At 68.8% G+C, this 12,776-nt stretch carries 9 protein-coding genes and 3 tRNA genes; 4 read left to right on the top strand and 8 right to left on the bottom strand.

What is annotated here, in order from left to right; all coding sequences use genetic code 11:
- The first annotated feature begins 36 nt into the window (after positions 1 to 36).
- The gene (locus EV640_RS08930; RefSeq protein ID WP_133726306.1) at positions 37 to 2,190 is read left to right on the top strand and encodes a DEAD/DEAH box helicase; all 2,154 of its coding nucleotides are present in this window, start codon (positions 37 to 39) and stop codon (positions 2,188 to 2,190) included.
- 133 nt (positions 2,191 to 2,323) lie between these two features.
- On the opposite strand, the gene EV640_RS08925 is transcribed toward EV640_RS08930, so the two are convergent.
- The 6 genes from EV640_RS08925 to EV640_RS08900 form a co-directional block, all read right to left on the bottom strand.
- Positions 2,324 to 2,397: transfer RNA gene (locus tag EV640_RS08925), tRNA-Met, on the bottom strand.
- A 98-nt stretch (positions 2,398 to 2,495) separates the two neighbouring features.
- Positions 2,496 to 2,567, bottom strand: a tRNA-Thr gene (locus tag EV640_RS08920).
- 139 nt (positions 2,568 to 2,706) lie between these two features.
- The gene (locus EV640_RS08915; protein ID WP_133726305.1) at positions 2,707 to 4,905 is read right to left on the bottom strand and encodes a DEAD/DEAH box helicase; all 2,199 of its coding nucleotides are present in this window, start codon (positions 4,903 to 4,905) and stop codon (positions 2,707 to 2,709) included.
- Positions 4,906 to 5,293: 388 nt separating this feature from the next.
- Positions 5,294 to 5,920 carry an MOSC domain-containing protein gene (locus tag EV640_RS08910; RefSeq protein ID WP_084479284.1) on the bottom strand — a complete coding sequence of 209 codons (627 nt, stop codon included), beginning with the start codon at positions 5,918 to 5,920 and terminating at the stop codon, positions 5,294 to 5,296.
- Positions 5,921 to 5,924: 4 nt separating this feature from the next.
- On the bottom strand, positions 5,925 to 7,082 hold the full coding sequence (locus tag EV640_RS08905) for a cystathionine gamma-synthase (RefSeq protein WP_036473200.1): 1,158 nt from the start codon (positions 7,080 to 7,082) through the stop codon (positions 5,925 to 5,927).
- A complete protein-coding gene (locus EV640_RS08900) occupies positions 7,079 to 8,623 on the bottom strand; it encodes a pyridoxal-phosphate dependent enzyme (protein WP_036473199.1) in 1,545 nt (514 codons plus the stop codon). The genes EV640_RS08905 and EV640_RS08900 overlap by 4 nt, the downstream gene beginning before the upstream one ends.
- A 116-nt stretch (positions 8,624 to 8,739) precedes the next feature.
- On the opposite strand from EV640_RS08900, the gene EV640_RS08895 reads away from it, so the two are divergent.
- Positions 8,740 to 9,822, top strand: a complete 1,083-nt coding sequence (locus EV640_RS08895; protein ID WP_243832283.1) for a DNA-3-methyladenine glycosylase family protein — start codon at positions 8,740 to 8,742, stop codon at positions 9,820 to 9,822.
- 61 nt (positions 9,823 to 9,883) lie between these two features.
- Here EV640_RS08895 and trxA read toward each other — a convergent pair whose 3' ends face one another.
- Together trxA and EV640_RS08885 are read right to left on the bottom strand one after the other, a co-directional pair.
- Positions 9,884 to 10,270 carry a thioredoxin gene (trxA, locus tag EV640_RS08890; RefSeq protein ID WP_036473198.1) on the bottom strand — a complete coding sequence of 129 codons (387 nt, stop codon included), beginning with the start codon at positions 10,268 to 10,270 and terminating at the stop codon, positions 9,884 to 9,886.
- A gap of 145 nt (positions 10,271 to 10,415) precedes the next feature.
- Positions 10,416 to 10,500, bottom strand: a tRNA-Tyr gene (locus EV640_RS08885).
- A gap of 207 nt (positions 10,501 to 10,707) precedes the next feature.
- Between EV640_RS08885 and EV640_RS08880 the strand changes: the two genes are divergently transcribed.
- Positions 10,708 to 12,075 carry an aminotransferase-like domain-containing protein gene (locus EV640_RS08880; protein WP_166645898.1) on the top strand — a complete coding sequence of 456 codons (1,368 nt, stop codon included), beginning with the start codon at positions 10,708 to 10,710 and terminating at the stop codon, positions 12,073 to 12,075.
- A gap of 206 nt (positions 12,076 to 12,281) precedes the next feature.
- Complete coding sequence (locus tag EV640_RS08875; RefSeq protein WP_036473196.1) at positions 12,282 to 12,770, top strand: YajQ family cyclic di-GMP-binding protein; 489 nt, start codon at positions 12,282 to 12,284, stop codon at positions 12,768 to 12,770.
- Positions 12,771 to 12,776: the final 6 nt, after the last annotated feature.

The following is a 12,776-nucleotide window of genomic DNA, read 5'->3' as shown; positions in this document are numbered from 1 at the left end:
CGCGGGTGCAGTGCGGGCACCGTCCCGCCGCTATGAATGATCCATCGCTCCGAGGAGGACTCCGTGGCTCGAGGAGCCCAGCGTCAGAACGGCGCACGCACGCGCACCCGCCGGCGACCCCGCCGGCACGACGACGGCGGCATCATCGCGCTGCTCGCCAAGCTCGTCCGCGAGGTCGAATCCGCGGTCCAGCGTGGCACCGACCTGCCCTCGACCCGGACCAAGTTCCAGGTCGCGGCGCTTCTCACCCGCGAGGAGCGCACCCGGCTCAAGGCGGTGGAGGCCAAGACGGGATCCCGGGGGGCCGAAGACCTGAAGCGCCTCGACGGCATCGCCACCATCCTGGCGACGACGGCCGCCCGCGACACCTCCCTGCTGGGGCTGCTCGCCGAGGACGCGGTCCTCTCCGACCGTGCACGCTCGCTGCGCCGCGAGCTCCTCGAGTCCGCTGGCCGCGAGGCGCCGGAGGAGCCTGCTGCAAAACCTGAGCCGGCCGCGCCCAAGCCGGACCTGCAGCGCCGCGTGGTGCCCGTGTCGGTGGAGTCCCGCCAGCTGGCGAATCCCTTCCTGGAGCCCGACTACTCCGCGGTCGCCAAGCGCACCGCGCAGCCCCGTCGCCTCGTGGGCTGGGAGCTCATCGAGCCGCTGATGAAATCCTTCGCCGACGGCGGCTCGCTGGCCTGCATGGACCTGCCGGAACCGGCCACCACTCGGGCGACCCGGGCGCTGGATCTCATGCCCCACCAGGGGAGGCTGGTCGCCGCCGCAGCGGGAGGGCACCGGACGTTCCTGCTCGCCGACGAACCCGGCCTGGGCAAGACGGCACAGGCGCTGCTCGCCGCCGAGGCGGCCAACGCCTACCCGCTGCTGGTCGTGGTGCCCAACGTCGTGAAGATGAACTGGGCGCGCGAGGCCGAACTGTGGACGCCCAACCACCCCGCGACCGTGGTCCACGGCGACGGCGAGCGGATCGACGGCTTCGCCGACATCATCATCGTCAACTACGAGGTGCTGGATCGGCACGCGGGCTGGCTGCAGGACCTGGGGCTGCGCGGGATGGTGGTCGATGAGGCGCACTACATCAAGAACCGGAAATCGCAGCGGTCGCAGAACGTGCTTCACCTCTCCGAGCGCATCCGTACCCGGATCGCCGACCCGCTGCTGATCGCCCTCACCGGCACGCCGCTGATCAACGACATCGAGGACTTCCGGGCGATCTGGCAGTTCCTCGGCTGGGTCGACGAGACCAAGCCGATCGGTGAGCTGATGGGCGCGCTGGAGAAGATCGGTCTGACCCCGGCTGACCGCGGCTTCTCCCCCGCTGCCCGTGCGGCCGTCATCGACCGCGGCATCGTGCGGCGGCGCAAGGTGGACGTGGCCGCCGACCTGCCCGCACGCCGCGTGGCCGACGTCCCGGTCGAGATCGACGATGAGGCCGGGCGCTCCATCCGGGCCGCCGAGCAGAGCCTCGCGCGTCGCCTCCTCACGCGCTATGACCGGGCGCTGGCGGCGCGGCCCGCCGGCGAGGGCATCGACCACGTCCTGGTGCGCCAGGTCGCCGCACAGGAGCGTGCCAGCAAGTCCACGAAGAAGTCGAGCGAGAACGTGTTCACCATGACGCGGCGCATCGGGCAGGCGAAGGCAGGCCTCGCGGCCGACTACGCCGCGCAGCTCGCCCGCAGCGCCGGCAAGGTCGTCTTCTTCGCCAAACACATCGATGTGATGGACACCGCCGAGGCGACCTTCGCCAAGCGGGGCATCCGGTACGCCTCGATCCGCGGCGACCAGAGCGCATCGGCGCGGCAGAAGCACATCGACGCATTCACCAATGACCCGGAGGTCGCCGTGGCGGTGTGCTCCTTGACGGCCGCCGGCGTCGGCCTCAACCTGCAGGTCGCCTCGAACATGGTGCTCGCGGAACTGTCCTGGACCGATGCCGAGCAGACCCAGGCCATCGACCGGATCCACCGCATCGGGCAGGAGGAGCCGGTGACCGCATGGCGGATCATCGCCGCGCAGACCCTCGACACGAGGATCGCCGAACTCATCGACGCCAAGGCGGGGCTGGCCGCCCGGGCGCTCGACGGGGACGACCAGGAGATCCCTGACTCCGCAGACGTGCAGCTCGAGGCGCTCGTCACGCTCCTCGAAGATGCGTTGGGCGAGCGGGCCGGCGGCCAGGAGGACTGAGGCCCGAGGCCTCCGCCCGCGCCAGAAGCGGGCGGAGGCCTCGGACCGGACCCGCTGCCAGAAACACTTCGGGCCCCCACGCTGTGAAGCGTGGGGGCCCGAAGTGTTTCTCTCGCCTGTGCGGCGTTCTCGGTAGCGGTGGGGGGGCTCGATCCCCCGACCTCACGATTATGAGTCGTGCGCTCTAACCAGCTGAGCTACACCGCCATCCCCGGTTCTCCACCCCGCTGCGCGGGAGGAAGATCGGTGTGAATGAGAAACACCCGCGCCGCGCATTTTGCTGCGCTGCGCGGGCTCTCAATCAGAGCCCCAAGCGGGAATCGATCCCGCGACCTCAGTCTTACCAAGACTGCGCTCTACCACTGAGCTATTGGGGCAACAGCACTGAACTCTACCATCAGTCCAGCGCCGTTCAAAAACCGGTCAGCGTGAGCTGCCTCTCCCTGACCGGAGGTCTCCGCCGCCTCGGATCGAGACCGTTGGCGGCGGAGACCGGACCCCCTTTCGGGGGACGAATCACTTCCAGCGGGGCTTGCGATCCTTGTTGCCGAATCGGCTGTCGCCGGAGCCTGCGCGGCCGCCTCGATCGCTCGAGCCGCCCTCGCGCTTGCCGGCGTAGCCGCCGCGGGACTCGCCGTAGCCGCCGCGGGACTCGGTGCCGCCGGAGGGAGCACCGGTGTCGCGCTCCATCTTCAGCAGCTCGCCACCGATGCGAGTCTTGGCCAGGGCGGCCCACTGCTCGGAGGAGAGCTTCTCGGGCAGCTCCACCAGGGAGTGCGTGGGCCGGATGTCGATGCCGCCGATCTCGCGGGCGCTGAGCCCGGCTTCATTGGCGATGGCCCCGACGATGTGCCCGGGGTTCACCCCGTTGCGACGGCCGACCGCGATCTTGTACATCGCGTTGCCCGGACCCGCGGTGCGCGGACCACGATCACGCTGCGGACGCTCGGGGCGATCTCCGCCGCGGTCCTCGCCGACCTCGCGCTTGGATTCGCGGACGAGCTCGTCGTCGCGCTTCTCATCGAGCAGCAGCGGGCGTCCGTCGTGGACCATGGCGACCAGGGCGGCGGCCACATCCTCGGCGGGGGTGTTGTGCTCATGGGTGTAGGAGGCCACCAGTCCGCGGTACTCCTCGAGCTCCTCCGAGGCCAGGGTCTGGGTGATCCGCTCCGAGAAGCGATCCAGCCGCGAGGAGTTCACGTCCGCGATGGTCGGCATGGACATCTGCTCGACCGGCTGGCGGGTGGCCTTCTCGATGGAGCGCAGCATCCGCTTCTCGCGAGGCGTCACGAACAGCACGGCGTCGCCGGAGCGGCCCGCACGGCCGGTGCGTCCGATGCGGTGCACGTAGGACTCGGTGTCCAGCGGGATGTCGTAGTTGAAGACGTGGGTGATGCGCTCGACGTCGAGTCCGCGGGCGGCGACGTCGGTGGCGACCAGGATGTCGATGCGTCCGGACTTGAGGTTCTCCACGGTCTTCTCGCGCAGGTTCTGCGGGATGTCACCGTTGATCGCCGCGGTGCGGAATCCGCGGGCCGCCAGCTTGTTGGAGACCTCCTCGGTGGCCGAGCGGGTGCGCACGAAGACGATCGCGGCGTCGTGCGGCTCGGTCTCGAGGATGCGGTTCAGCGCCTCGTTCTTCGCCGAGTGCTTGATCAGCACGAAGCGCTGGCGGGTGTTGGTGCCGGTGGAGGTCTTGGACTTGACCGAGACCTCGACCGGATCGTTGAGGTAGTCCGCGGAGATCCGGCGGATCGCCTTGGGCATCGTGGCGGAGAACAGGGCGACCTGCTTGGTCTTCGGGGTGCGGGCCAGGATCTGGTCCACCTCCTCGGCGAAGCCCATGCGCAGCATCTCGTCGGCCTCATCGAGCACCAGGTGCTTGATCGTGGAGAGGTTCAGCGATCCGCGGGTCATGTGGTCGATGACGCGGCCGGGGGTGCCGACGACGACGTGGGCGCCGCGACGCAGGCCCTCGAGCTGCGGGCCGTAGGGGGAGCCGCCGTAGATCGGCAGCACGGTGATGCCTGGAACGCCCTGGGCGTAGGTGGCGAACGCCTCGGCGACCTGGATGGCCAGCTCACGGGTGGGGGCGAGCACCAGGGTCGAGGGGGAGTTCCCCAGCTCTCCGGCGTCGTTGGCGCGAGCCATGTGGGACAGCGCCGGCAGCGCGAAGGCCGCGGTCTTGCCGGTGCCGGTCTGGGCGAGGCCGACGACGTCGCGACCCTGGCTCAGCAGCGGGATGGTCTGTGCCTGGATCGGGGAAGGGGTCTCGTAGCCGAGCTTGGTCACCGACTGCAGCACTCGGGCGTCCAGGCCCAGTTCGGAGAACTTCGGGCCGGTCGGCTCCTCCTCGGCCTTGGGCGCCTGCTCAGCGGCCTTCGGGGCCTGCTCTGCGGGAGCTGCGGGAGCCTCCTCGGCAGGGGCCTGCTCCGCGGGAGCTGCGGGAGCCTCCTCGGCAGGGGCCTGCTCCGCGGGAGCTGCGGGAGCCTCCTCGGCAGGGGCCTGCTCTGCGGGAGCTGCGGGAGCGACCGTGACCGGAGCCTCGGTCACGATCGGCGCAGCCTCGGCCTCGGCCGGGGCCGACTCAGAGGGGGTGGCAGTCTCCGGAGTCTGCGTCGCGCCAGACTCGGTGGTGGCTGCGGCCTGGGCTGCAGCGGCGGTCTCGGCCTCGGCCGGGTTCGGCTCTGCGGAGTTGTGGTCCTGGATCGTCATGTTGACTCCTCGTCACATGTCATGCGACCGAGAGGACCCGCTGAAGATCCAGTCCCAGAAGACCTGCGCAATCAACCACCGCTGCTCGAAGAGGCTGGGCATGCCGAAGGGCACTGCACGCAGCATCTGCATGGGCAGGGCAGGTTGCTTAAGGTTCTAGGACGGGACTGGATCAGTCACAGGGACTCGGCCGGCTTGTCGGCTCCGGAGTCGACCCGTGGATACACACAACCCTCAACGAGCTTCCGGCCCCATGTGGATGAGGCACGCTCGGAGTCAGCAAGAGAAAACGGGAATATCCGGAGAATGCCTGTTCAGTCTAGCCCAGGTGGGCCCTGACTGTCGCCTTTGGAGACGAAGCTCACTCCCGGGACGCTGAGCTGGACCTTCAGTCGTTCGGCCGAGCCCGTTCCGGGCCGTATCGCCACGCGGTCTCTCGAATGCTCGTACCGGGGGCCTCCGCGACGGCGATCACGGCGGCGCGGTCCCCCGCCTGCACCTTGCCGGGGGTGATGACCTTGAAGTAGGTGCCGGGCCGGCCCGCCGCGAGGAATCGCTTCACCCAGCCGGGCTGATCCAGCCAGCGCCCGAAGGTGGCACACGGAATCCGCGGAACCGTGGCCTCGAGCACCAGCTGATCTCCGATCTGCCAGCGCTCTCCGGGGTGGGCGCCGTCGAGATCGATCCCGGAGAGTCTCAGGTTCTCCCCGAAGCTGCCTGCCGGGAGCTCCCGGCCCAGCTCGGCCGCCCACCACTGGGCGTCCTCGGCGGCGTAGGCGTAGACCGCCTTCTCGGTCCCGCCGTGATGCTTCCGGTCGGCCTGCACGTCACCATGGAGCCCCAGGGGCCGCACCCGGACCGGGCCGGAGACCGGGCGCTTGTCGATCCCGCTGACCCCGACCGAGCCGGCGTGGTCGTCGATCAGCTGGTGCACCACGCAGACCGCATCCACCGTGCCGGTGAGTCCCAGCCGGTCCGCGGCGCCGGCCAGGCAGGTCGGCGAGGCTTCTGTCACCGGTCTAGAGCCCGGCGAGGGCGGTGTCGAGATCGTTGATCAGATCCGCCACATCCTCGATTCCCACCGAGAGGCGCAGCAGGTTCTCCGGGACGGCGAGCTCGGTGCCGCGCACCGAGGCGTGGGTCATCTCATGCGGGTAGTTCATCAGCGACTCGATCCCGCCCAGGGACTCCGCGAGGATGAACAGTCGGGTGCCCTCGGCGACCTTCCGGGCCGCAGCCTCGCCGCCGGCGAGCTGGATCGAGACCATGCCGCCGAAGCCGCTCATCTGCGCCTTCGCCAGCTCATGGCCCGGGTGGTCCGGGAGGCCCGGGTAGAGCACCCGTTCCACGGCGGGGTGGTCCAGCAGGTGCTCGGCGATCGCCTGGGCGTTGCTGCAGTGCCGGTCCATCCGCACCGCCAGCGTCTTGAGCCCGCGGGTGGTCAGGTAGGCATCCAGCGGGCCGGAGACCGCGCCCACGGCGAACTGCTGGAAGCCGATGGAGGCGGCCAGCTCGTCGTCGGAGGTGATCACGGCGCCGCCGACGACGTCGGAGTGCCCGCCGATGTACTTGGTGGTGGAGTGCACCACGATGTCCGCCCCCAGCGCCAGCGGCTGCTGGAGGTAGGGGCTGGCGAAGGTGTTGTCCACCAGCAGCAGCGCCTGGTTGGCGTGGGCGATCTTGGCCAGGGCCGCGATGTCGGTGATCGCCATCAGCGGGTTCGAGGGCGTCTCGACCCAGAGCAGCGTGGCGTCCGGCTTGGAGAGCTCGGCCTCGACCCGGTCGAGGTCGGTGAGATCCAGCGGGGTGTTCGCAATGCCCCAGTCGCCGTGGATCCGGCTGATCAGCCGGTAGGAGCCGCCGTAGGCGTCGTTGCCCATCACGATCCGCTGCCCGGGCCGGGTCACCGCGCGGATGATCGCATCCTCGGCGGCCAGCCCGGAGCCGAAGCTGAACGCATGGCGTCCGCCCTCCAGCGCGGCCAGCTGGGTCTGCAGCGATGTGCGGGTGGGGTTGCCGGCGCGGCCATAGTCGTAGCCGCGGCGCAGGTTGCCGATTCCGTCGGGGGCGTAGGTGGTGGAGAAGTGCAGCGGCGGCACCACTGCTCCGAAGACCTCATCGATCTCTTGTCCGGCGTGGATGGCGTCGGTGGCGAATCCGTGGCGGTTCTCGGTCATCGGGTCTCCTTCTCCTGGGCACCTGAGAGGTGAGCAAGCAGGTCATTGCGGGTGAGCACCCCGACGATGTCGCCGTTCTCGGCGACCAGCAGCGTCGGGTTGCTCCTGAGCTTCTTCAGTATCTGCGGGAGGGTCTCGGTGATCCCCACCAGCGGCAGATCGATGGAGAGGTGGTCGGCGACCAGCTCGTCGGGGGTGGCGTGCCCGACGATCAGGTCCTCGGAGAGGTGTGCGACATCGACGACTCCGTAGACCTCCCCGATCCGGGCCACCCGGCCGGGCTGGTCGATCACCGGGACGATGTCGATGCCGTAGCGGTTCATCACCGAGACCGCCTCGCGCAGCGTGGTGTGCCGCGAGATCGAGACCACCTCGGGCATCGCCGAGGAGAACAGCGAGCTCTTGGCCAGCAGCACGTCGGAGGCGGTGACGGGCGCGGCGGCGGCGCCCTGGGTCGTGGACCCGCCGGCATGATCAGCGGTCGGGTCGGCCCCGATCAGTCCAGTGTCCACCGCCTCGCTGAGCTCCTCGGAGCTCTTCACACTGATCTCGACACCGGTGGAGTTCGAGACCACTGCACCGAAGCCGTGGTCGATCATCCACTGGTCGTTGAAGATCTTGCCCAGGTAGCCGCGACCCGAGTCGGGCAGCACCGCGACCACCACGTCCTCGGGGCCCAGGTCCTTCGCGATCCGCAGCGCCGCGACCACGGCGGTGCCGGAGGAGCCGCCGACCAGCAGACCCTCCTCGGTGGCGAGGCGTCGCGCCATGGCGAAGGACTCGGCGTCGGAGATCGCATGGTGCTCGTCAGGGATGGACGCGTCGTAGTTCTTGACCCAGATGTCCTCCCCGACGCCTTCCACGAAGTACGGGCGACCTTCACCGCCGGAGTAGATGGAGCCGTCGGGGTCAGCGACCACCACGCGCACCGGCCCGCCCTCGCGATCGGCGGAGACCTCCTTGAGGTAGCGTCCGGAGCCGGTGACGGTGCCACCTGTGCCGGCACCGACCACCAGGTGGGTGACCTTGCCCTCGGTGTCCTCCCAGATCTCGGGGCCGGTGGTCTCGTAGTGCGAGTTCGGCGCGGCCGGGTTGGAGAACTGGTCCGGCTTATAGCCGCCCTCGATCTCGGCTGCCAGCTGGTCGGAGATCCCGTAGTAGGACAGCGGGGACTCGGCCGGCACCCCGGCGGGTCCCACGACGACGTCCGCGCCATAGGCGCGCAGCACATCGCGCTTCTCCTGGGCCACCTTGGGAACGGTCACGAAGACCGCCCGGTAGCCCTTCTGCTGCGCCACCAGGGCCAGACCGACGCCGGTGTTGCCTGAGGTCGGCTCGACCACCACTCCCCCGGGCTTGAGCAGACCGGCGGACTCGGCCTCCTCGATCATCTTCAGCGCGATGCGATCCTTGATGGATCCACCGGGGTTGAGGTATTCGAGCTTCACAAGGACAGTGGCAGAGACGCCCTCGGTGATCCGATTCAGCTTCACCAGGGGGGTGCGGCCGATCAGCTCGACGACGGACTGGGCATATTTCATGCCGCCAACTCTACCGATGCCCGAGCAGATCAGTCAGATTCCGTCTTCTGACGAAACTTCGCCCGGCTGATCTGCGCCCGGCTGCACCGTCCCTGGGCCTGTGCCACAGTGGATGCATGACCACGGGACCGAGCATCGGGGCGAGCACGGGGGCGCACCAGCAGGAGGTGCTGCTGGACTTCGGCGGCCCGGTGGACCTGCCCCGAACGCTGTCGGTGCTGCAGCGCGGGGCCGCTGACCCGAGCATCCGGGTGGACCCCGGCGCAAGGTCGATGACCGGGGGCCCTCGCGGAACTCCCGGAGCCGGGGCATGGATGTGCCAACGGATCCATGATCCGACCGGGACGGAGCTCGGCGCTGCGACTCTGCGCTTCGACCAGATCCGCGCCGCCACCGTGCGGGTGCGCGTGGCCACGGCTGGTCCGGGCATCACCGCCGAGGTGGTGGCCGATCTCGCCGCGCGGCGAGCAGCGCAGATCCTGGGGGTCCAGGACAGCTGGCTGGAGACCGAGCTTCTGCTCGATGCCCTCGGCGATCAGCTCTCCAACGCTCTGGTCAGGGTACGACGGCGGCATCCGGGAGTGCGCCTGCCGGCCACCGGAGGACTCTTCGACCAGCTGGTGACGGCCACCTTCGAGCAGAAGGTCACCCACGATCAGGCGCGCACGGGCTGGCGCCAGCTGCTGCGCCGCCATGGGCAGGCGCCCCCGGCTTCGGCCCTGGTACCGACTCCTGAGTGGATGCGGCTGCCGCTGACCGGGGCCCAGCTGCGCCGGATTCCCTCCTGGGAATGGCATCAGCTCTGGGTCCAGCCGGCCTTGTCCAAGACCATCCAGCGGCTGGCTGAACGCGCCCTCACGATCCATAGGCTCAGCGCGGACACCGGCGTGGACACGGAGTCGGTGGCCGAACTGGGTCTGCGACTGCGCTCGATTCCAGGGACCGGAGAGTGGACGGTGGCCGAGGCGCTGCAACGCTCGCACGGAGCGGCAGATCTGCCCTCCGTCGGGGATTATCACCTGAGCAACTTCGTCGGAGCCGCGATGACCGGTGCGCGCACCGACGACGCGGGCATGCTGCGTCTGCTGAGCCCCTATGCCCCGCACCGACAGCGCATCATCCGACTGCTGAAGCTCTCGGGCTTCCGAGATCAGAAGTACGGGCCGAAGCTGACCCCGGCCGATCACCGGGGCCGCTGAGCGGCTGGGACCGGGCGGGCCGGGGCTTATGAGCAGGCCCAGGGATCAGGCCCGGGCGGACTCAGCCCTGGGGCTTGGTGTCCTGCTCGGCCGCGTCCTCGGCGATCTGCTTATGCACCTCGGCCATGTCGAGGTCCTTCACCGCGGTGATGACCTCGGTGAGCTGCTCGGCGTTCAGCGCGCCGGGCTGGGAGAAGACCAGGACCTTCTCGCGGAAGGCCATCAGGGTCGGGATCGAGGTGATGTTCGCAGCGGCGGCGAGCTCACGCTCGGCCTCTGTGTCGACCTTGCCGAAGGTGACATCGGGGTGCTGCTCGGAGACCTGGGAGTACACCGGAGCGAACTGCTTGCAGGGGCCGCACCAGTCGGCCCAGAAGTCAACGAGCAGGATGTCGCTGTCCTCGAGGGTCTGCTGGAAGTCTGTTGTGGTCAGATCAGTGGTAGCCATGCCTCGCCACCCTACGCGAGGAGCGCCGCGTTGTCGGCCTCTCCCCCGATGGCCCGGGCCCACTTAAGCGCCCAGCGGAACCAGCCACGGACACACGAAAAAGGGCGGTCCGGATCTTTGAGATCCGAACCGCCCTAGAACGACGTGGTGGCAGATGAGGGATTCGAACCCCCGTAGGCGATGCCAGCTGATTTACAGTCAGCCCCCTTTGGCCGCTCGGGTAATCTGCCGTGCAACCACACGAATGCTCCCGGAGGAGTTTTCGGCGCCCCGTATGAGGCACCCCATTACCTTAGCGACAACACCGGAAATTTTCGAATCCGTTTGTTGAACAAGGAGTAAGGTTGGCCTCAACCACGCTTGCGTGTGGGACGGTCCCGTTCAGTTCCTCCGCACTGATGCATGCCCCTACCCAGCACCCACCCTCAAGGAGCACTGTGGCCGATATCGAGGCCGAGACACTGGCACGACACCTGAGCGAACGCAGCCCCAGCGGCCTCGCCGAGCAGGTGCGCGAGCTGATCAGCGCGGGCACGCTCAGCGGCGGTATGCGTCTGCCCACCGTCCGCGACCTCGCCACGGAGATAGGAGTCAGCGTCGGCACCATCGCCCAGGCCTGGAGCCTGCTGCGCGAGTCCAACCTGGTGGAGACTCGCCGCCGCGGCGGCACCCGCATCGTGGAGCCCGGCGACGTCGGCGGGCCCAACTTCCGCAGCTGGTCTGGCGTCGACCTGCTGCACTGCAGCCCAGACCCGCGGCTGCTGCCCTCCCTCGAGGAGGCCATGGTGCGCAGCCTCAAGCAGCCACAGCTGCACAGCTGGAGCCGGGAACATATCCTGCCCGAGCTGCAGCGCGCCGTGGAGAAGAAGCTCGGCCAGCAGGCCGAGAGCACCCAGACACGCAGCTTCGCCGCCATCTCCTCCGCCACCGAGGGGCTCTGGCTCGCGACCAAGTCCGTGACCAGCGGCGGGGACCTGATCGCAGTGGAGGAACCAGCCTCCCCCGGTTACCTCTCGGTGCCCAAGAGCCTCGGGCTGCGCACCATCGGGGTCCCGGTCGATGAGCACGGCCCGGTCCCCGAGGCGCTGCAGCGAGCCCTCGACGCCGGCGCCGTGGCGTTCGTGCACAGCCCCGGCGGAGCCTTCTCGCCGCGCCACCTGCTGAGCGCCGAGCGCACCCAGGAGCTCGCGCGGGTGCTGGAGTCCTCCCCCGAGACCGTCATCATCGAGGAGGACCCACTGGGCCCGCTCGCCGAGGTGGATCCCTTCGCGCACTCACTGGACGTCCTGCTGCCTGAACGCACCCTGCGCGTCATCGGCTTCGAACGCGCCTACGGCATGGACCTTCGCACCGCTGTGATGTCCGGACCCAAACAGCTCATCAACAGGGCGATCGCCGAGCGTTCCGGTGGGGTCAGCTCAAACAGCCGCATCCTGCAGAACACGCTGGCCTTCCTGCTGCGCGATCCAAGCGCCGGGCGCCGGCTCAACAGTGCCAGGACCCGCTACGCGAACCGGCGTCGGATGGCGCTGGAGGCCCTCGCCGAGGTCGGCCTCACCGCCCACGCGGGCCCGGCGAGCTGGGCGATCTGGGTCCAGGTGCCCGACGAGCGCACCGCGGCGCTCACGCTCAGCGCCCAGGGCGTCATCACCGACGTCGGCAGCAGCTCGCACATGACCGAACAGCCCACCGGTCTGCTGCGGATCTCCTGCGCCCAGCTGCCCGAGGACAAGGAGCTTCTCGACGGTCTGGCTCAGCTGATCCTCCGCGCCACCGAGGATGGGCTGAACTCCACCTTCGTCTGAGGAACTTCGCGTGATCCACGACTCCAGGGTCGGCCCATCCGGGTCGACCCTGGAGTCGTCTCCCATGGATTCAGATTGGGCGGCATGGGACCTCACCGGAGACGCCGCAGGGCCAGAACGCTCCCGCGGGCGGGCTCAGCGCGCCACTCGACAGGCCATGACGATTAGACTCGGCGGCACATATCCATGCCGATCAGGAGGTACTCATGGCTAAGGACTCGACGTTCGACGTCGTCTCGAAGGTGGACAAGCAGGAGGTCGCCAATGCGTTGAACCAGGCGCAGAAGGAGATCGCCCAGCGCTATGACTTCAAGGGCACCGGCGCGGAGATCGACTACTCCGGGGAGAAGCTCCTGATCAAGGCCAACTCCGAGGAGCGCGCCAAAGCAGTGGAAGATGTCTTCGGCTCCAAGCTGGTCAAGCGTGGCATCTCACTGAAGTCCTTCGACTCCGGAGAGCCCTACGCCTCGGGCAAGGAGTTCCGGATCGAGGGCGAGATCAAGGAGGGCATCGACCAGCCCACGGCGAAGAAGATCACCAAGCTGATCCGCGACGAGGGCCCGAAGACCGTGAAGGCCACGATTCAGGGTGACGAGCTGCGCGTGACCTCGAAGTCCCGCGACGACCTGCAGGAGGTCATCGCGATGTTGAAGAACTTCGAGGACGCCGACCTGCAGTTCGTCAACATGCGCTGACCCTCC

Origin of the sequence: Nesterenkonia aurantiaca (assembly GCF_004364585.1) — a bacterium.
GTDB classification, from domain to species: domain Bacteria; phylum Actinomycetota; class Actinomycetes; order Actinomycetales; family Micrococcaceae; genus Nesterenkonia; species Nesterenkonia aurantiaca.
The sequence above is the reverse complement of the archived record's forward strand: the minus strand, read 5'-3'. Positions and strand labels throughout refer to the sequence as shown.